This window comes from Ruoffia sp. FAM 26254 (genome assembly GCF_045528545.1).
In the GTDB taxonomy this organism is placed as follows: Bacteria; Bacillota; Bacilli; order Lactobacillales; family Aerococcaceae; genus Ruoffia; species Ruoffia halotolerans.
Map to the genome: position 1 here is coordinate 39,893 of NZ_JBGQQY010000006.1, position 17,445 is coordinate 57,337.

Annotated in this window: 17 protein-coding genes, 1 pseudogene and 2 other annotated features (1 of these 20 running past the window's edge); of the genes and pseudogenes, 13 read left to right on the plus strand and 5 right to left on the minus strand. The window is 39.6% G+C overall.

The features are described from left to right. Positions 1-148, minus strand: a binding site (T-box leader); it reaches 68 nt to the left of the window's first position. Between the two features lie 2 nt (positions 149-150). Next, a complete protein-coding gene (argF, locus tag ACEN3Z_RS02795; RefSeq protein WP_138404166.1) occupies positions 151-1,155 on the minus strand; it encodes an ornithine carbamoyltransferase in 1,005 nt (334 codons plus the stop codon). Between the two features lie 55 nt (positions 1,156-1,210). Beyond that, positions 1,211-1,422 (minus strand) — a binding site (T-box leader). Positions 1,423-1,788: 366 nt separating this feature from the next. On the opposite strand from argF, the gene pyrR reads away from it, so the two are divergent. The 4 genes from pyrR (at position 1,789) to ACEN3Z_RS02815 (ending at position 5,508) form a co-directional block, all read left to right on the plus strand. Beyond that, a complete protein-coding gene (pyrR, locus tag ACEN3Z_RS02800) occupies positions 1,789-2,295 on the plus strand; it encodes a bifunctional pyr operon transcriptional regulator/uracil phosphoribosyltransferase PyrR (RefSeq protein ID WP_407089517.1) in 507 nt (168 codons plus the stop codon). 112 nt (positions 2,296-2,407) lie between these two features. Next, on the plus strand, positions 2,408-3,304 hold the full coding sequence (locus tag ACEN3Z_RS02805; protein ID WP_407089518.1) for an aspartate carbamoyltransferase catalytic subunit: 897 nt from the start codon (positions 2,408-2,410) through the stop codon (positions 3,302-3,304). Then, positions 3,301-4,566, plus strand: coding sequence for a dihydroorotase (locus ACEN3Z_RS02810; protein WP_407089519.1), 1,266 nt, complete (start codon positions 3,301-3,303; stop codon positions 4,564-4,566). The genes ACEN3Z_RS02805 and ACEN3Z_RS02810 overlap by 4 nt, the downstream gene beginning before the upstream one ends. Before the next feature lie 12 nt (positions 4,567-4,578). Further along, on the plus strand, positions 4,579-5,508 hold the full coding sequence (locus tag ACEN3Z_RS02815) for a dihydroorotate dehydrogenase (protein WP_407089520.1): 930 nt from the start codon (positions 4,579-4,581) through the stop codon (positions 5,506-5,508). A 360-nt stretch (positions 5,509-5,868) separates the two neighbouring features. Here ACEN3Z_RS02815 and ACEN3Z_RS02820 read toward each other — a convergent pair whose 3' ends face one another. Further along, a complete protein-coding gene (locus tag ACEN3Z_RS02820; RefSeq protein ID WP_407089521.1) occupies positions 5,869-6,177 on the minus strand; it encodes an MGMT family protein in 309 nt (102 codons plus the stop codon). A 193-nt stretch (positions 6,178-6,370) separates the two neighbouring features. Here ACEN3Z_RS02820 and ACEN3Z_RS02825 point away from each other — a divergent pair. Beyond that, positions 6,371-7,192: pseudogene (locus ACEN3Z_RS02825) on the plus strand (macrolide 2'-phosphotransferase); the annotation flags it as partial. Positions 7,193-7,215: 23 nt separating this feature from the next. Beyond that, the gene (locus ACEN3Z_RS02830) at positions 7,216-7,518 is read left to right on the plus strand and encodes a DUF1294 domain-containing protein (protein WP_407089522.1); all 303 of its coding nucleotides are present in this window, start codon (positions 7,216-7,218) and stop codon (positions 7,516-7,518) included. Between the two features lie 64 nt (positions 7,519-7,582). Here the strand turns inward: ACEN3Z_RS02830 and ACEN3Z_RS02835 are convergent, their stop codons facing one another. Both ACEN3Z_RS02835 and ACEN3Z_RS02840 read right to left on the minus strand, forming a co-directional pair. Further along, a complete protein-coding gene (locus tag ACEN3Z_RS02835) occupies positions 7,583-8,281 on the minus strand; it encodes a PspA/IM30 family protein (protein WP_407089523.1) in 699 nt (232 codons plus the stop codon). A gap of 24 nt (positions 8,282-8,305) precedes the next feature. Beyond that, positions 8,306-9,370 (minus strand): hypothetical protein, encoded by a 1,065-nt coding sequence (locus tag ACEN3Z_RS02840; RefSeq protein WP_407089524.1) that lies wholly within the window; start codon positions 9,368-9,370, stop codon positions 8,306-8,308. A 177-nt stretch (positions 9,371-9,547) separates the two neighbouring features. Between ACEN3Z_RS02840 and ACEN3Z_RS02845 the strand changes: the two genes are divergently transcribed. The 6 genes from ACEN3Z_RS02845 (at position 9,548) to ACEN3Z_RS02870 (ending at position 13,571) form a co-directional block, all read left to right on the plus strand. Further along, the gene (locus tag ACEN3Z_RS02845; protein ID WP_138404176.1) at positions 9,548-10,375 is read left to right on the plus strand and encodes an exodeoxyribonuclease III; all 828 of its coding nucleotides are present in this window, start codon (positions 9,548-9,550) and stop codon (positions 10,373-10,375) included. A gap of 136 nt (positions 10,376-10,511) precedes the next feature. Beyond that, a complete protein-coding gene (locus ACEN3Z_RS02850; RefSeq protein WP_407089525.1) occupies positions 10,512-11,282 on the plus strand; it encodes a M15 family metallopeptidase in 771 nt (256 codons plus the stop codon). A 31-nt stretch (positions 11,283-11,313) separates the two neighbouring features. After that, the gene (locus ACEN3Z_RS02855; RefSeq protein WP_407089526.1) at positions 11,314-11,661 is read left to right on the plus strand and encodes a zinc ribbon domain-containing protein YjdM; all 348 of its coding nucleotides are present in this window, start codon (positions 11,314-11,316) and stop codon (positions 11,659-11,661) included. Between the two features lie 145 nt (positions 11,662-11,806). Continuing rightward, entirely contained in the window at positions 11,807-12,064 is a 258-nt protein-coding gene (locus ACEN3Z_RS02860; RefSeq protein ID WP_407089527.1) for a hypothetical protein, read from the plus strand. A 14-nt stretch (positions 12,065-12,078) separates the two neighbouring features. Then, entirely contained in the window at positions 12,079-12,648 is a 570-nt protein-coding gene (locus tag ACEN3Z_RS02865; protein WP_407089528.1) for a serine hydrolase, read from the plus strand. 50 nt (positions 12,649-12,698) lie between these two features. After that, complete coding sequence (locus tag ACEN3Z_RS02870) at positions 12,699-13,571, plus strand: DMT family transporter (protein WP_407089529.1); 873 nt, start codon at positions 12,699-12,701, stop codon at positions 13,569-13,571. A 399-nt stretch (positions 13,572-13,970) separates the two neighbouring features. Here the strand turns inward: ACEN3Z_RS02870 and ACEN3Z_RS02875 are convergent, their stop codons facing one another. Next, positions 13,971-14,621, minus strand: a complete 651-nt coding sequence (locus tag ACEN3Z_RS02875) for an SDR family oxidoreductase (protein ID WP_407089530.1) — start codon at positions 14,619-14,621, stop codon at positions 13,971-13,973. A gap of 681 nt (positions 14,622-15,302) precedes the next feature. Here ACEN3Z_RS02875 and recQ point away from each other — a divergent pair. Then, complete coding sequence (gene recQ / locus ACEN3Z_RS02880; protein WP_407089531.1) at positions 15,303-17,429, plus strand: DNA helicase RecQ; 2,127 nt, start codon at positions 15,303-15,305, stop codon at positions 17,427-17,429. The last annotated feature ends 16 nt before the right edge of the window (positions 17,430-17,445 follow it).

Sequence of the window (17,445 nt, forward strand, 5' to 3'; positions counted from 1 at the left end):
GAATGTTAACGTTATTCCAACGAAGATACTTAGTAATTCTAATATCTTACCTCAAAAGTGCGATTCAACTTAGTATATGTATCGGCCTTTCACCACCGCCGATTCGCTGAAATTCTGATAAGTTTACTTTCTTTTGATAGGGTTATGTATTTAATCTAATTGTTTGATGAATAGGTTACCATTGGTTGCTGCCATAATGGCTTTAATTGAGTGAAGGCGATTCTCACCTTGGTCGAATTGTTTAGCATAGTCTGAGCGGAAGACCTCATCAGTCACTTCCATCTCTGTAATATTATATTTGCTTGCAATCTCTTGACCTATATTAGTCAAAGTATCATGGTAAGCAGGTAGACAATGTAGGAAGATAGCATCTTCATTGGCTAAATCAAATAATTCTTGAGTCACTTGATAAGGCATTAACTGCTTAATGCGCTGATCGAATAATGCTTCTTCTCCCATTGAGACCCAGACGTCGGTGTAGATAGCATCTGCGTTTGTGACTGCTTGCTTGATGTCTTCTGTCAGAGTGATGGTTGCACCTGATTTCTTAGCGTAGGACTGAGCCAATTCAACTAGGTCTGAATCAGGGAATAATTCCTTAGGACTAGCTACTGTATAATTGACACCTAAGATGGCACTTGTAATCATCAAGCTGTTGGCAACATTATTACGCCCATCACCACAATAGACTAAGTTAAGTCCAGACAGACGATTGAAGTTTTCTTTCAATGTCATAAAGTCGGCAATCATTTGGGTAGGATGCCATTCATCTGTTAACCCATTCCACACGGGAACGCCAGCGTGAGTAGCCAATGCTTCCACATCCGATTGCTTATAGCCTCTAAACTGTATACCGTCGTACATACTACCTAATATTTTGGCAGTATCTTCAATGGATTCCTTTTTACCCATCTGCATATCACTCGCACCAAAGTAATCCGCCGTTGCGCCAAGATCGCTGGCAGCAACTGAGAAGGCTGCACGTGTTCTTGTTGATGTTTTCTCAAAGATTAAACAAATGGACTGACCTTTAAGGTATTCGTGGGGGATACGTTGCTTTTTTAATTGTTTAAGATGAATGGCAAAGTCAATTAAGTAATTGAGTTCGTTTTGTGTAAAATCTATTTCTTTAGTAAAACTTCTTCCTTGAAACATAGTATCGATCCTTTCTAAGGGTGAATTAAGCGACAAAAAAAGCCCGCCTCTAATAATTAGAGGCGGACGAATCCACGGTACCACTCTAATGACGTCATAAACTTCCAGACATCACTCAAAGTGTTAACGCGACTAGCGTCTTGAACTACTCATTTCATTCAAGAGTCCAAACAATGCGGTTCACAAACTCATTAAGGTAGATCTTTCAGCTAGCGTCTACTCTCTGTTCATAAATAAGTGTGCTACTCTTTGTTTCATTGACTTTTATATTTTCAATTATATTAAAGAATAAAGATTTAAAAGTCAACCTTTAAATTAAAATAAGATTATTTTTCAGATAATTCCTCATCTATATTTAATGTTAAGCGGACACATAAATGCTAGAGTGTCTTGATTTTGAAAGGCTTATTACGTGAAAAAGTTAGATTAATGAAGCATTAAATTCGAAGAGCCCTAATTTTTACAGTTGCTTAATAAAAAATATAGTATATAATGTAGCTTAATAAGTATCCTTTAATTGGCGTCCTGTGAGACGAAGAAGGTAAGTACAGTCGGAAACTCTTTATTTAGAGACCTCTTCTTTCGCATGCCCGCGGTTAAGGAGAGGTCTTTTCTTTATCAAGGAGGTAAACAATGGAAAAAGTTGTAATGAATGAGATGGAAATGAAACGTGCTCTGACCCGACTAGCTTATGAAATTATTGAACATCACAAAGGAATTGAAGATATTGTCCTTATGGGGATTGCGACGCGCGGGGCACCTCTGGCTGAACGCCTAGGTAAAAATATTGCTGAGATCGAAGGACCCGTGCTAGTTGAGTCAATAAATATTGAAGCCTACCGCGATGATATTGAGTATACCGACCAGAGACTAGAAAATTCTAGTGATCTATCAGGTAAAAAAGTCATCTTAGTTGATGATGTGCTCTTTACAGGCAGATCGATTCGTGCGGCAATGGATGCCTGTATGGATCGAGGACGCCCTGCAGAAATATCTTTGGCTATATTAGTAGACCGAGGACACCGTGAATTACCAATTCGCCCAGACTATGTTGGGAAAAATATTCCTACATCTAAACAAGAACGTGTGCGAGTTCAAATCAAAGAAATAGATGGCAAGGATGCTGTCACACTATCATAAATTATTAATCAGTTTTTGACTTTAAATAGATCCGAGAGATCATAAGCGAAACTATCCTTATTTAGGTGCGTTTAGTCTCGAAGATTAAAGGCGCTTTTTTGTTAGGAGGAAGATGATTGTGAGAAATTTTTTATCTGTAGAGCAATTTGATAATGAAGGGTTACTGAATTTATTGGAGACTGCTATCGACTTTAAGGAAGGTCGTAGAACATACCAGAGTGATGCAACAGTGGTGAATATGTTTTTTGAGAATAGTACCCGGACTAAGCATAGTTTTGAGGTGGCTGAGCATAAGTTAGGCATGCATCAAATTAATTTTGATGTCGGAAGTTCGTCAGTCAATAAAGGTGAGAGTTTATATGATTCTGTTCTAACTATGCAAGCGATAGGGGTAGATGTAGCTGTCATTCGCCACCCAGATCGAAATTATATGGACCAACTTATGAACTTAAAGATTCAAATTATTAATGCGGGTAGTGGTAACGGACAGCATCCGTCGCAATCTTTATTAGATATTATGACTATTTATGAAGAGTTTGGTGATTTTAAAGGGTTAAAAGTTGCGATAATTGGAGATATAGTTCATTCACGCGTTGCCATGAGTAATATGACATTGCTTAATCAGTTAGGGGCTGACGTTATCTTTGCTGGGCCGAATGATTACTTTGACATAAGCTTTGAGCAGTACGGAGCGTTTAAAACAGTGGATGAAGCAGTAGCGGAGGCAGATGTGGTGATGATGCTTCGTGTTCAATTGGAGCGCCACGGATCAGAGGATATGCATTACGTAAAAGAAGACTATCATGCGATGTATGGATTAACTCGTCAACGTCACCGAACAATGAAGGATACAGCCATTATTATGCATCCAGCACCAGTGAACCGTGATGTTGAGTTGGCGGATGAATTAGTGGAATGTGCACAAAGTCGAATTGTTACTCAAATGTCCAACGGGGTCTATGCACGTATGGCAATTCTAGAGTGGGTCTTAAAAGGGAGAGTAGAATGAAACTAATATTAAAGAATGGTCAAAGAGTGGTAAAAGATAATGAATTAGAGTCTATTGATATCGCAATTGAAGAAGGAGTGATTGTTGAATTAGGGCATGACTTGGAGGGTGAGCAAGTGATTGATTTAAAAGGAAAACTCATCACACATGGTTTGGTCGATATTCACGTGCATTTTAGAGAACCTGGCTTCACTGATAAAGAGACTATCTTGAGTGGATCCAAAGCCTCAGCTCGTGGCGGTGTTACAACTGTTTGCGCTATGCCTAACACCAATCCTGTTCCAGATACACCTGAGAAATACCAAGCTATTCAGGATATTATCGAGCGTGATTCAGTTGTTAAGACTTTTCAATATGCGCCGATTACTGAGGGATTACGGACAGATAAATTAGTTGATATGGCAGCCATTGATGCTTTCGCATTCACTAATGATGGGGTGGGTGTTCAAACAGCTGGAATTATGTATGAAGCGATGAAGTTAGCTGCGAGTCTTGATAAACCCATCGTCGCCCACACTGAAGACGAGAGTCTACTTTACGGAGGGGTCATGCATAATGGTATTCGCAATAAAGAATTGGGTTTGCCAGGGATTATGGGGATTGTTGAAAGCAGCCAGATTGCTCGTGACATTCTCATCGCTAAAGAAACTGGCGTCCATTATCATGTTTGTCATGTCTCTTCGAAAGAATCCGTCGATGCCATTCGAGAAGGTAAGCGACAAGGAGTGAATGTTACTGCAGAGGTGACACCACATCATCTAATTCTTAATGAGATGGATATACCAAGTGATGATGCTATCTTCAAGATGAATCCACCATTACGTGGCAAACAAGATCAACGCGCACTAATTGAAGGACTAGCTGATGGAACGATCGACTTTATTGCGACTGACCATGCGCCCCATACTATGGAAGAAAAGTCTGGTGGATTTATTGATGCTCCATTTGGAATAGTGGGTATCGAGACGTCCTTTGCTTTAATGTATACTCACTTTGTTGAAAAGAATTTGATGACTTTAGAATTTCTAATTGATCGCATGAGTCACCTGCCAGCCCGACTCTTTAACTTACCTATGGGTGAATTGAAAGTGGGAAGTGTTGCAGATATTGCTGTTTTTGATTTAGAAAAAGAGTCTGTGATTAACTCGGATGATTATTTATCTAAAGCTGCTAATACGCCTTTTAATGACTATAAAGTCAAAGGTATGTGTGCTTTAACTCTAGTTGATGGTGAGATAGTGTATCACGCACTTGAAATTTAAGGAGAGAATATAATGAACAGACTAAAAGTAAATCTTCCAGGTATTGAATTGAAGAACCCTATTATGCCAGCTTCAGGTTGCTTTGGTTTCGGTGAAAGTTACGCAAAACACTATGACTTAGGTTTATTAGGTGCCTTAATTACTAAAAGTACGACACTTGAAGAACGTGTGGGTGATCCTGCACCACAATATGTGCATAGAGACAAGGATGTACTGAACTCTGTAGGATTAAAGAATCCAGGCGTCGAAGCCGTTCTATCTGAGAAATTGCCTTACCTTGAAGGCTTTGATGTACCAATCATTGCGAGTGTCGCAGGGTCTACCGAAGAAGATTACATCGAAATGTGCCGTCAGATTTCTACAGCACCCAATGTCAAAGCAATTGAATTAAATATCTCCTGCCCGAATGTTAAAGAAGGTGGTGTAGCTTTTGGTACGAATCCAGAAGTGGCCGCTCGCTTAACTAAAGCTTGTAAAGCTGTGACCAGTCTACCTATCTATGTGAAGCTAACGCCCAACGTAACAGATATTGTAGAAATTGCCCAAGCGGTAGAGGCAGCGGGAGCCGACGCCATCTCAATGATTAATACGATAACAAGTATGGCCTTTGACTTAACGACTGGCCAGCCTATCTTAGGTGGGATCACAGGTGGTTTATCAGGTACCGCACTCAAACACGTTGCCCTAAGAATGGTCTATCAAGTTGCGAATGCCGTGACTATACCGATTATTGGTATTGGCGGCATCAAGACGGTTGATGACGTATTAGAAATGTATATGGCGGGTGCCACAGCCGTTCAAATAGGAACAGAGAACTACAATAATCCGATGGTTTGTCCAGAAATTATTCGCGACTTACCAGCAAGAATGGATGAATTGGGGATTGAGTCAATTCAAGCTCTTATTGATCAAGTTAAAAGTAACCGCGCTTCTAATAAATAGAAAATATAATCATTTGAGTGAATTCAAGCCAAATGACATCGCTGTTTGTCTTTAGCTGCCCAAACTCAAGCCAAATGACATCGCCGTTTGTCTTTAGTTGCCCAAACTCAAGCCAAATGGAATTGCCGTTTGTCTTTAGTTTAGCAAACTCAAGCCAAATGAAATCGCCATTTGTCTTTAGTTGCCCGAACTCAGGACAAATGGAACTGCGGTTCGTCCTTAGTTGATCGAACTCAAGCCAAATGAAACCACTGTTTGTCTTTAGTTGATTGAACTCAGGACAAATGGAACTGCGGTTCGTCCTTAGTTGATCGAACTCAAGCCAAATAGAATCGCCGTTTGTCTAAAGTTAAGGCGAAATCACATATCCCACTGGAAATTTTTCATATCCACATGTGATGGTTTTTTAAATTCAACGCCTTCATCAAGTAACAAGTCCTTTTGGTTAGGGAAAGTTGGGGCGAGTCTCCCCGCATGATTCACCACACGATGGCAAGGGTAAGCGCCGTAGTAACTAGCCTGGCTGAGTACTTTTCCGACGAGGCGAGCGTTTTTTGGGCGGTCAATGAGGTTAGCAATTTGTCCGTACGAAGCGACTTTTCCTTTAGGGATCTCGTCAACGACGGAAAGTATTTCATAGATTAAGTCTTCTGATAATTTTGCGACCATGAAAAGTCCTCCGATCTTACATTTTATATATAATATACCATAGAGGGCATTTGGTATTCGCTACTGACTAAGTTATAATTAGAGGACAAGATTTGAAGCAGTTATTATAGAGGGCCAACGAAAGGGTGATGACATGATTGAATTAGCTAAGAAAAATGGCATCTAATTAAAAGAGGAGACCTTACAAGACGTAAATATTGGCTTAGATTTTAAAGTTGTGATCGCCGAAGATATCAATGGGCAAGAGTGGATATTACGCGTGCCAAGACGAAGAGACGTTTTTCTAAAAGCGCAAGCCGAAAAGAAAATATTAGAACTCGTCAATGAAAATACAAAGTCGATCCAAGTCCCAAATTGGGAAGTTTTTACAGAAGAGTTAATTGCCTATAAGTCACTGGAAGGGCAGCCGGCTGTCACGACTGATTCGGTAACTCAAGAGACAAGTTGGGTTTTTGATGTGAATCAAGCGCCAGCTGAATTTACAAAGAGCCTAGCTAAAGCAATGGTAGAAATTCACAGCATTTCCAAAGAAAAAGTGGCAGAAGCGGGCTTGCGAGTAGACTCAAAAGATCAGTTACAAGAGATGATGCGCCAGCGAATAAATCGTGTGAAGGAAAACTATTCGGTTCATGAATCGCCTTTAGAGCGGTGGGAAGCTTGGTTAAGTCAAGGCGACTTGTGGCCAAAAGAGACCGGCTTTATTCATGGTGATTTGTATCCAGGTCATATGTTGATTGATTCCAATTCAAAAGTCATCGGAATTATTGACTGGACTGAGGCAAAGCATATGGATGTTTCCAATGACTTTACAGCGCATTACTTATTGTTTGGAGAGGCTGAGTTGGAGAATTTAATTCAGGAATATCAAGCAGCGGGCGGATATACTTGGCTAAAGATGAAAGAGCATATTATTGAAGTTCTATCAACGCAAGCCATTACGATTGCGGAGTTTGCGGAAACTTCTGGAAGTGAAGATTATAAAAAAGCAGCTCAAGATATGTTGAGTCAAGGCTAAGTTACAATAGAAAGAGTGAATAAATGCAAGAGTATATTAGAATGATAGAGATGATCGTCATCTTATTTATTGGTTTAATGAATGTGTACACGTGTCATCTTTACTACCGTGATAAACAATATTCACGAACTGGGCAATACCGAATTTCAGAAAGAAAATTACTACAAGCGAGTTTTCTGTTTGGAGGTCTAGGTGCTTTCTTAGGCATGCGTTTCTTTAGACATAAGACGAAGCATCGTAAATTTCAGTTTTGGGTTCCAATTACTGCAGTGTTCACTGTAGGAGTGTGGGCTTGGCTCGTTTCGGAAGTACTACAATCTATATAAGTATGTACAAAAAACGCCTTTCTTTCAGTTACAAGCACTGAAAGAAAGGCGTTTAAATTTATTATTAAGATTCTGTATCTGTTGAATCTAGACCCATTTGTTGTTTAAGTCGAGATAATTCATCTTCAACAGCAGCGGAAGTATTTGAAGCGTATTTTTCTTCTAAAGCTTTGGCTTCGTCAATCGGTTCCGTATTTAATTCTGACATAGCATTTGCTTCGTCTAGCATACGGTTTGCTTTGTCTTCCATTCTTTCGAAGTTTCCAATCGCATTCTCAGATTGAGTAACGTTACCTGTGGCATCATTAATTGTTTTTTGAGTATTTGCCACTGACATTTTACCTTTAATCATTGCACGACGGTGTTTCAATGTATCGATATCCTTAGCTAATTTGTCATGCATTTGACGCATTTTAACGGCATTTTCATGAGCGGCAGCGTAAGCTGTTGCGTAACCGGCACCGACATTTTCAACTTCTTGTTTCTTAGATAAGAAGATACGTGCGTCGTCTTCGTTGTTAGCTTCTAGCGCTTTTTTAGCTAATTCTTCGAATTTCTTCACTTCCGCTTCGTTCTCATCGACTTTACGTTTGCTGCGAGTTTCTTCAGCCATCACACTTGCGGTACTTTCTTTTACTTCAGCTAAGTCTTCTAACATGTCACGTAAGTATTGGTCGATCATTTTCTCAGGATCTTCCATGCGGTCAATAATTGAGTTGATATTTGCACTGATAATGTCTTTAAATCTATTTAGTATAGCCATAATGTAATTCCTCCAAATTGTATATTATTTGTCTTCGTATTTTTTTGCTAAATCGTCTGCTTCAGAACTTGTTCCGAAAGTGTCAATCGGTTTACTCAACATATCTTCGGTACGTTTGGCTTCAATCGCTTCTTGTTGCTTACGTTTACGCCACCATAAGAAGAGGATTCCAACGAGAATCACGCCACCTATTACTAGTAGGACAGGTATCCAAGGTGAGGTTGTTACGTCCATAATTCGGTCAGCTGCATCTCGGAATGACTTACTAAAGAACTCGGAAGTGTTAAGGCTCATGTCATAGTAATTTCGATCAATGTAATCTAGTAATATGTCTGCTGCTTCTCTATCAATAACTTGGTCGGCTTGGGAACCCGTGACATAATAAGTCGTGTAATTGCTTGGTGTTCCTTCATAAAACATTAACAATAAGTGAGCTTCATCGGTGAATAATTCATCGTAAAGTTCATTGGTATATACCTCTACTTCCGACATTGAAGCATTGTTTGAACCATTAATTTCAGTTGTAATATAGACGTGAGGCTGAACACCTGTTTTTTCATAGAAATGACGTAATCCATCATTCATAACGGTTTGGTTTTCAACCCAGTTAGCGTCATCGGTGTAATAATCCGTTTCATTGACTGAACCTGCTGGTAGTGGCTCACGTTCAACGGTTGAGCGCGTTACAGAAGTTTCAGAGCTGGATGAATTATTATTCGAACTCCCACCCATACCACCAAATATCATTGGTAATATGAACATGATAATCACACCAATAATGATCATTGAGATGAGTGTGCTTGAACAGCCACCGCCACCTCCGCCTCCAGAAGGACCACCACCAAAGGAACTTCTTCTACGACGAGAACCCCATGAGTTAAAGATTGGTCCGGTTCGAATGACTGGACGAGAATTGTAACCTCCGCCGCCCCAAGAACCGCCACCACCCCAAGAGCCTCCGCCACGACTACCACCGAATGACCCGCCACCGCGTCCACCAGAACTACTGCGACCACCGCCACCACGAGACCCACCGAAGCCACCGCTGCGACCACCGCCGCCACCTCCGCGGCCTCCTCCTCTTGCCATAGACATCCCTCTCTTCCATTATTTCCATCATCGTTATCTTAATTTAAATATATCATAAAGCGCTATCATCAATCAATTTTGAACTCCTTTTACAAAGAAATTGTCACAATGTTTGACCATCCAATCAGTTAAATATAAAATGAATAAGAATAAATAAAGTATACGAGGAGAATGACAGTGAAATTAATTTCATGGAATATCGATTCACTTAACGCAGCTTTAACAAGTGACTCAGCGAGAGCAGAATTATCAAGAGCTGTACTAAAGACAATTAAAGATGAAGATCCAGATGTAATAGCGATTCAAGAAACTAAATTATCAAGTAAAGGGCCAACTAAAAAGCATTTAGAAATCTTGCAAGAAGACGTGCCAGATTACACCATCGCTTGGAATAGTTCAAAAGAACCGGCCCGAAAAAGTTATGCTGGGACAATGTTCTTATTCAAAAACTACCTTTCACCTAATGTTACTTATCCAGAAATTGGGGCACCAAGTACCATGGATGCGGAGGGGCGTATTATTACACTTGAATTTGATGATTTCTTTATTACACAAGTTTATACACCGAATGCTGGTTCGGGCTTAGTTCGTTTAGAAGAGCGTCAACAATGGGATATTAAGTATGCGGATTACTTAGCGAGTCTTGATAAAGAGAAACCTGTCATAGCAACAGGTGACTATAACGTCGCTCACAAAGAAATTGACTTGAAAAATCCTAAGAGTAACCGTCGTTCAGCTGGCTTTACTGACGAAGAGCGTGAAGGGTTCACAAATCTATTAGCTCGCGGATTTACAGATACATTCCGTTATATTCACGGAGATGTGGAAGGCGTTTATTCTTGGTGGAATCAACGCGCGAAGACTAGTAAAATCAACAATTCGGGGTGGAGAATTGACTACTGGTTAGTAAGTAACCGAATTGCGGATAAAGTTCAAAAATCTGAAATGATTGATTCAGGAACTCGTCAAGACCACACGCCAACCTTGTTGGAAATTGATATTTAAAATGTATTATAATGACACATCAGTTTGTTTTATATTGGCTGGTGTGTTTTATTTTAAAAGCCTATTGAAAAAAGGTTGTCTTAATGAGAAAATTTGAGATAATAGATGAGTAATCTTAATTAAGGAGCTTAAATTAATGAAATTTAAAACAAAATGGCGATATTTTTTAATGACAATGGTTGTCTGGTTAACTTTACCCGTTAAAACCATTGGAGCGATTGAGTTGATTGATACCGAACTCATTGAACCATTTAAATCTGATTTAACAGTAGAAGAATTAGTTGAAGCCTTGCCAGAGGATGCGTCTTTAGACGATCCAGCACTCATGCTGATCAACCGAGAAAACCGTTTGGAAGCAGATTTAGACATGGAATTTGCTTGGACAGGGACGGGGCACGCCTACAATGCGAATATTTTCGAAGAGTTTAATGCTTTAATTACTGCAGCAGAACAAGCTGGATACTACTTTGAAACTGTCTCTGCTCACCGGACAATTGCCTATCAAGCGATGAACTTTGATAGTCGTTATAATATGTATATTGCGGATGGTTATAGTGATGCGGATGCCTTTTATATGACGGACATGTTTGTTGCCCCAGCAGATGCGACTGAACATTCGACTGGATTGGCTTTTGATTTACTTGGAACGGATTGGCAAGAATACGGACGTGATTTACACCAAGCTTACGGCCAATACGGTTCTGCGATTTGGTTAGCTGAGAACGGTCATGATTATGGCTTTATCTTACGCTACTTAGAAGGCAAAACACATATCACTGGTTACGAATACGAACCTTGGCATATTCGTTATGTAGGAGAAGACCACGCGACATTTATGTATGAACATGGTTTGACTCTTGAAGAGTACTTAGCTTTAATCAATTTAAGAGATACAGCTGAGGAATGATTATTTTCAATAAAAGATAAGGAGGTGCAGAATGGAAAACGTACCTAATTGCCCACAATGTCAGTCGGAATACACGTATGAAGATGGTGCATTATTCGTCTGTCCGGAATGTGCTTACGAATGGACTGCAAGTGAACAAGCAAACATCGAGGCTAGCGAAACAATTACAGATTCGAATGGGAATGAGCTTGCGGACGGTGACACAGTTATCGTTGTCAAAGATTTGAAAGTAAAAGGCTTCAAATCAGCGATTAAGCATGGAACGAAAGTAAAAAATATAAAGTTAATTATTGATCCAGCCGATGGACATGACATTGATTGTAAGATCGACGGTTTCGGAGCGATGAAGTTAAAGTCTGAATTCGTTAAAAAAGCATAAACAATTAAGTTTTACCTCACTGAATAAAGTGGGGTATTTATTTAACAAAAAATGAAGAGGTGGGCAAGTTGTTAAAGAAAAATGTTAGTAGTTTCCTTGTTTTTATTGGCGGCGTGTAGCACATCAGAAGAGCCCGTGCCAGTTATTGAAGACTCAAAGTGAGTCTGTTGAGAGTGAGACAGAGGAGTCTGTGACTGAAGAATTATCTCAAGACTATAGTCAATTCACCTCTATGGAAGAATTAGTGACTGCAACAATACATGAATTCGGTTTGAATCCAGAGGCTGTTTTAGTTGCCTATCATAATTACCAGACTGACACAGATTTTTTCTATAACGAGCGAACGCCAATGCTTGTTGGAAGTGTGACGAAAGTGGGTGTGCAAGACTTTACGCTGATTTAATTGCCGATGGTGTGATGACTTTTGAGACAGAGTTACCTTATAGTGACGCTTTGTTCGAGGAGGGTGCCGGTCCAGTGACGAATAGTGAGAAAAAGGCGTCTTATCCTTTATATGAGTTGTTTTACAATTCATTAGCTCTGTCTGATAACACCGCTTTTAATATGCTTTTCTCTTATTACCAGCAAATTTATGAAAATGTGCAAGAGTCACTTTTAAATTTAAGCGGGCTGTCGTTTGATCAAGCTGAGTATACAACGAATAATATGGCAGACGCCCAGATGATATTGAATATTTTACTCCCGGTTGCTACCGAAGATAAATACAGTTATATTTTAACTTCGCTTAGTGGGAATACCGAAGCAGAATATTTCAAAAAACATATCCAAGAAGGCATGTTCACAAAATATGGTAGTATTGGCGGGTCTCTTCACGACTCCGGTATTTATATGGAGGACGGCGAACCGGTCTATGCTTTAGTTGTCTTAACCAATGGCCAAGGGATGGTGGATGAATTTTTAGCGACGATGAATCTTCGAATGAATGAGTGGGGCAAATACCAGAAACAAAACACCCAATTAAATTAAAATTATGTTAGAATACTATTGAAACTTTAATGATTGAGGAGGAGTGTCTTTTGGATAAAGTTAAATTAATTGTCGCAATGTTAATCGTAGGGTCAATCGGGATTTTTGTTCATTTTATTCCGTTGCCATCTGCGGTGATAGCGATGTTTAGAGCCGTTGTCGGAACTCTTTTCCTCCTCGGTGTCATAATTTTTAAGCAAAGTAACATCGATTGGGCTGTCGTTAAGAAAAATGCGAAATACTTAATTATTTCTGGAACTGCGATTGGTTTTAATTGGATTTTCCTATTTGAAGCGTATCAATATACAAGTGTGGCCGTTGCAACTTTGTGCTATTATATGGCACCAGCCTTTGTGGTATTGCTAGCACCTTTCGTTTTAAATGAAAAAATGACGATTTATAATCTCTTCAGTACCATTGCTGCCTTGTTCGGAGCTGTCTTAATTTCAGGTGTGTTTGGTGGGGTGCAAGTTAACTTAATCGGGGTCGGATATGGAATCGGTGCAGCTGTACTGTATGCGTGGATCATGATTCTAAATAAAAAGACTAAAGGCTTACCAGGATTGGAGTTAACTTTCTTCCAATTATTGGTCTCAGCAGTGGTGATGGTTCCATATGTATTCCTGACCGAGGATTTAAGCGGGTTGAGCTTCACACCTTCAGTGCTTGGCCTTTTACTGATTGTCGGAGTTGTTCACACAGGCTGGGTTTATCAACTCTTCTTTGAAGCTTTGAATAAATTACCAGCTCAGACGTCCTCACTCTTGAGCTACATTGATCCAGTTACAGCTATTATCCTATCGGCAGTATTGCTACACCAACCTTTAAGCACAATACAAATGGTTGGGACGCTGTTTATTCTAGGCTCAACGGTTATGAATGAAGTGTTTAATTATAGAAAGCGGTCTGAAGTCGTATTATAGAAGATGGTTAACACTATTCTTGAATGGATAGTGTTTTTTTGATGCTTAAGGTGCGTCGTGAATTGGCACGACACTCCGTATTTTCGTTTGCGGTACGTCGTGCCGACTCACGACACTCCGTATTTTCGTTTGCGGTTCATCGTGCTGACTCACGACGCCCCGCAAAGTCAAAATTTCACTCAATTCTCCAGTTTCAACTACTGTCTATTCTTACAATAAAAACTAGTATTATTTGGCAATTAAATGATACATGGGAAACACAATATATAAAAAATTTTAGAGTTTACAAATGCAGGGGGTACACTAATACATAGTGATGAAGACAATGAATAAATCCATAAAAATAACCGAGTCAGTCACTTTATAATGTGATCTGACTCAGTTATTACTTGTTATATATTATAGTGATTTAACAGCGTCATTCACGTCTTTGTCGCCAGCTAACACTTCAAATTCTTTCTTAATTGTGTTCTCGTTTTCTAATACGGCAACCAGTGTGTGAGCAACATCTTCAAGTGGAATCTCATTGATTTCAAAGTCTGTTCCTACTTTAATGTTTCCAGTACCGCTTTCGTCTACAAGAATACCTGGGTGAACGATAGTCCAGTCTAATTCTGTACGGTTTTTCAACCATTCATCTGCATAGTTCTTAGCGATGGTGTATACTTGCAGAGAATTTTCTTTTTCCATTTCTTCGCGTCCAGTACGGAATGTACTTACCATCACGAATCGTTTAACGCCGGCATGTTCAGCAGCTGTCATTGCTTTAATTGCGCCGTCTAAGTCAATTTTCACTGTCTTGTCTAAGCCTTTTCCTCCAGCACCTGCACTGAATATTACTGCATCCATGCCTCTAGCTGCTTCGGCTAATTCATCGATTGAGTTCTTAGCTAAGTCGAGTAATACTGTTTCGATCCCTCGTTCGCTAAAGAAACTTTCTTGTTCAGCCTTACGTATCATAGCTTTTTCTTGAATGCTTTCATGGTCTTTGACTATTTCAGCAAAGTGTCTAGCAACTTTACCATTTGCTCCTACTACTAATACTTTCATTAAAAAACTCCTTTCAAAAGCTTTTAATCTAACTGTATTTTCTATCTCATCTTAACAACAACCCCCTTTGTTTACAAAGAATCGGCTTGTGAGAAGTAGTTTATTTATGCTGATGAAAGAGAGATGATTCCGCGACCGCATATTTATGTTCACTCAGCGAATTCAATGTAGCCATGGGACCGTCTCTAGTTCTTTACAAAAATACGGTCGTATTTTTATAAAAGCTCTTCCGTCTCGTCTACCTATTGATATTGTAGATCACTGTCGTTCACGCAGAATTTAATACGGTAGTCCGTCCTTATTCATAGTAAATGAATTCACTGAACTCACGGTAATATGCTGGGTGAGTGTTCTTCAAAAACTAAATTTAATAAATAAGATCGTTTTAGTAATAGCATATGAAAGTGAGAATGGTGAGGTGCAGTCGTATTAGGACGACTTTGCGTACTTCAAGCCATAGGAGTGGTAGCGACATATGGATTAACTAGCAAAGCGCGACGAAAGCTTAATCAAAAGGTTTAAGCCGAGGTGATTGACTTAAGGAGATCCACTACGGTGACCGAATCATTCTCGCTGAAATAAGTACACTATTTCCGAGAACACCCTCATGTTCTAAATAATTCAGTTGTATGTTAAACTATTTAAGGATAAAAAATGATTTAAAAAGAAAGGGCGTATTTTGTGCAGTTAGAAGCATCATTACAGGAGCATTTTGGGTATTCTTCCTTTCGCCCTGGACAAAAAGAAATAATAAATACAATATTATCTGGGCAAGATACATTAGGGATTCTGCCAACCGGGGGAGGTAAGTCAGTCTGTTACCAGCTCCCGGCTTTAATGTTGCCTGGCTTAACCGTAGTAATATCGCCATTGATTTCCTTGATGAAAGATCAAGTGGATACGTTGACGCAACTAGGAGTACAAGCAGCTTATTTGAACTCGACTATCAGTAGTAAAGAGTTCCAAGATATAATACAACAACTACGCCAAAGAACATTGAAGATGTTATATGTGGCACCTGAACGGTTAGAGAATCCAAGTTTCCAGGAGTTTTTAAGTAAACAAAATATCTCACTATTTGCTGTGGATGAGGCGCATTGTGTGTCTCAATGGGGCTTTGATTTCAGACCAAGCTACCGAAACATTACACAATTTATTAACCAATTGCCTCAAAGACCGAGAATGTCAGCCTTCACCGCAACAGCAACGAAACGTGTTCAAGACGATATTGTGGCTCAATTGGAATTAGAAGATCCAGGCGTCTTCATTAATTCCTTTGACCGACCAAATATCAAATTCTCAGTCATCGAACCTAACAATCGTCTAGTGACTTTGCATAGTTTAATTAATCATGATGAAGCAATTATTATTTATGCCAACACGCGTAAACAAGTCGACAAGTTGCATTTAGAGTTGAAGCAACAAGGTTATGCCGTGAATAAGTATCATGCTGGGATGGAACACGATCAAAGACAACAATCTCAGTCTGAATTCATTAAGGATGAGTGTAACATAATTGTCGCAACAAATGCTTTTGGAATGGGAATTGATAAGACCGACGTTCGGAAAGTGATTCACTTTAACTTGCCGAAAGATTTAGAAAGTTATTACCAAGAAGCGGGCCGTGCGGGCCGTGATTCCCTTGATGCGGAAGCGATTCTTTTATATCACTCTCAAGATATTATGACGAATAAGTTTTTAATTGCGCAAAGTAATGATGAATTAGCTCATCGCCGCTTAGAGATGATGATTCAGTACGCAAGCTTCACGGGTTGTTTGCGGAATTTTATCCTAAGATATTTTGGTGAATTTCCTAATGAAGCTTGTGGAAATTGTTCAAATTGTATGGGTGAGATGCGTCAAATCGATGTGACAAAAGAAGCACAGATGATCTTATCGTGTATGCTTCGAATGAAGCACCAATTTGGGATGACGATGATTATTGATGTCCTGCGTGGAAGTCAGAATCAGCGAGTTCTAGATAATCGCTTTGACGAGCTGTCGACTTACGGCATTATGAAGACTTATTCTGTTCAACAAATTCGCGACATCATTTCAGCATTATTAGCCTATCAATATATTGGCGTGACGGAACACCGCGGTTTATATGCGACGGAAGCATCTAAGATGCTTTTAATGGGTAAGACGACTTTAACAATTAAAGAACGTAAATACCTTAAAGCATCAACCAGTCGTAGACGCACAGTATCTAAAGATGTTAATGCGGATCTGTATGAACAATTGCGTCAAGTTCGGGCACAACTGGCCAAAGAAGAGGGGATGCCGGCTTATATTATCTTCTCTAATAAATCCTTGGAAGATATGGCGAGTCGTATGCCGAATACTTATGAAGAATTCCTTGATGTTGAAGGGGTTGGATCGGTTAAAGCAGAGAAGTATGCGGGCTATTTCTTACCTGCGATTCAAGAATATTCTTCTTCGAATCCGGATACGACAGTCGAAGAAGAACCACACCGTGAAAGTGTTGATCTACAAAGTAGTGGTGGACAATCAAGTTATTATATTAGTGCTCAGTATGCAGAACGTGGCCTGACGCCATTGGAGATTGCGATTGAACGTAATATGACTGAAGCCACTATCTTGTCGCATCTGACACAAGCTGCGGAGCAAGGGGATTTAGAAGTGTTTGACGCGGATGTGTCATCATATATTAAGAACCAAATCAAGCAAGCGATTCGAAAAGTTGGGACCGACTCACTAAAAGCGATTAAAGAAGCTTTGCCTGAAAAGATTAGTTATGATGATATAAAATACGTCCTGATTGATTATTTAGTAAATAATATTTAATAAAAAGCACGCATCT

What these genes read in the sequence shown, in the direction of transcription:
- ACEN3Z_RS02875 (WP_407089530.1), bottom strand. Translation starts at nt 14,621, where the DNA reads ATGAAAGTATTAGTAGTAGGAGCAAATGGTAAAGTTGCTAGACACTTT.
- pyrR (WP_407089517.1), top strand. Translation starts at nt 1,789, where the DNA reads ATGGAAAAAGTTGTAATGAATGAGATGGAAATGAAACGTGCTCTGACC.
- ACEN3Z_RS02815 (WP_407089520.1), top strand. Translation starts at nt 4,579, where the DNA reads ATGAACAGACTAAAAGTAAATCTTCCAGGTATTGAATTGAAGAACCCT.
- ACEN3Z_RS02810 (WP_407089519.1), top strand. Translation starts at nt 3,301, where the DNA reads ATGAAACTAATATTAAAGAATGGTCAAAGAGTGGTAAAAGATAATGAA.
- ACEN3Z_RS02865 (WP_407089528.1), top strand. Translation starts at nt 12,079, where the DNA reads ATGACTTTTGAGACAGAGTTACCTTATAGTGACGCTTTGTTCGAGGAG.
- ACEN3Z_RS02840 (WP_407089524.1), bottom strand. Translation starts at nt 9,370, where the DNA reads ATGGCAAGAGGAGGAGGCCGCGGAGGTGGCGGCGGTGGTCGCAGCGGT.
- ACEN3Z_RS02805 (WP_407089518.1), top strand. Translation starts at nt 2,408, where the DNA reads ATGATTGTGAGAAATTTTTTATCTGTAGAGCAATTTGATAATGAAGGG.
- argF (WP_138404166.1), bottom strand. Translation starts at nt 1,155, where the DNA reads ATGTTTCAAGGAAGAAGTTTTACTAAAGAAATAGATTTTACACAAAAC.
- ACEN3Z_RS02820 (WP_407089521.1), bottom strand. Translation starts at nt 6,177, where the DNA reads ATGGTCGCAAAATTATCAGAAGACTTAATCTATGAAATACTTTCCGTC.
- ACEN3Z_RS02850 (WP_407089525.1), top strand. Translation starts at nt 10,512, where the DNA reads ATGAAATTTAAAACAAAATGGCGATATTTTTTAATGACAATGGTTGTC.
- ACEN3Z_RS02855 (WP_407089526.1), top strand. Translation starts at nt 11,314, where the DNA reads ATGGAAAACGTACCTAATTGCCCACAATGTCAGTCGGAATACACGTAT.
- ACEN3Z_RS02835 (WP_407089523.1), bottom strand. Translation starts at nt 8,281, where the DNA reads ATGGCTATACTAAATAGATTTAAAGACATTATCAGTGCAAATATCAAC.
- ACEN3Z_RS02830 (WP_407089522.1), top strand. Translation starts at nt 7,216, where the DNA reads ATGCAAGAGTATATTAGAATGATAGAGATGATCGTCATCTTATTTATT.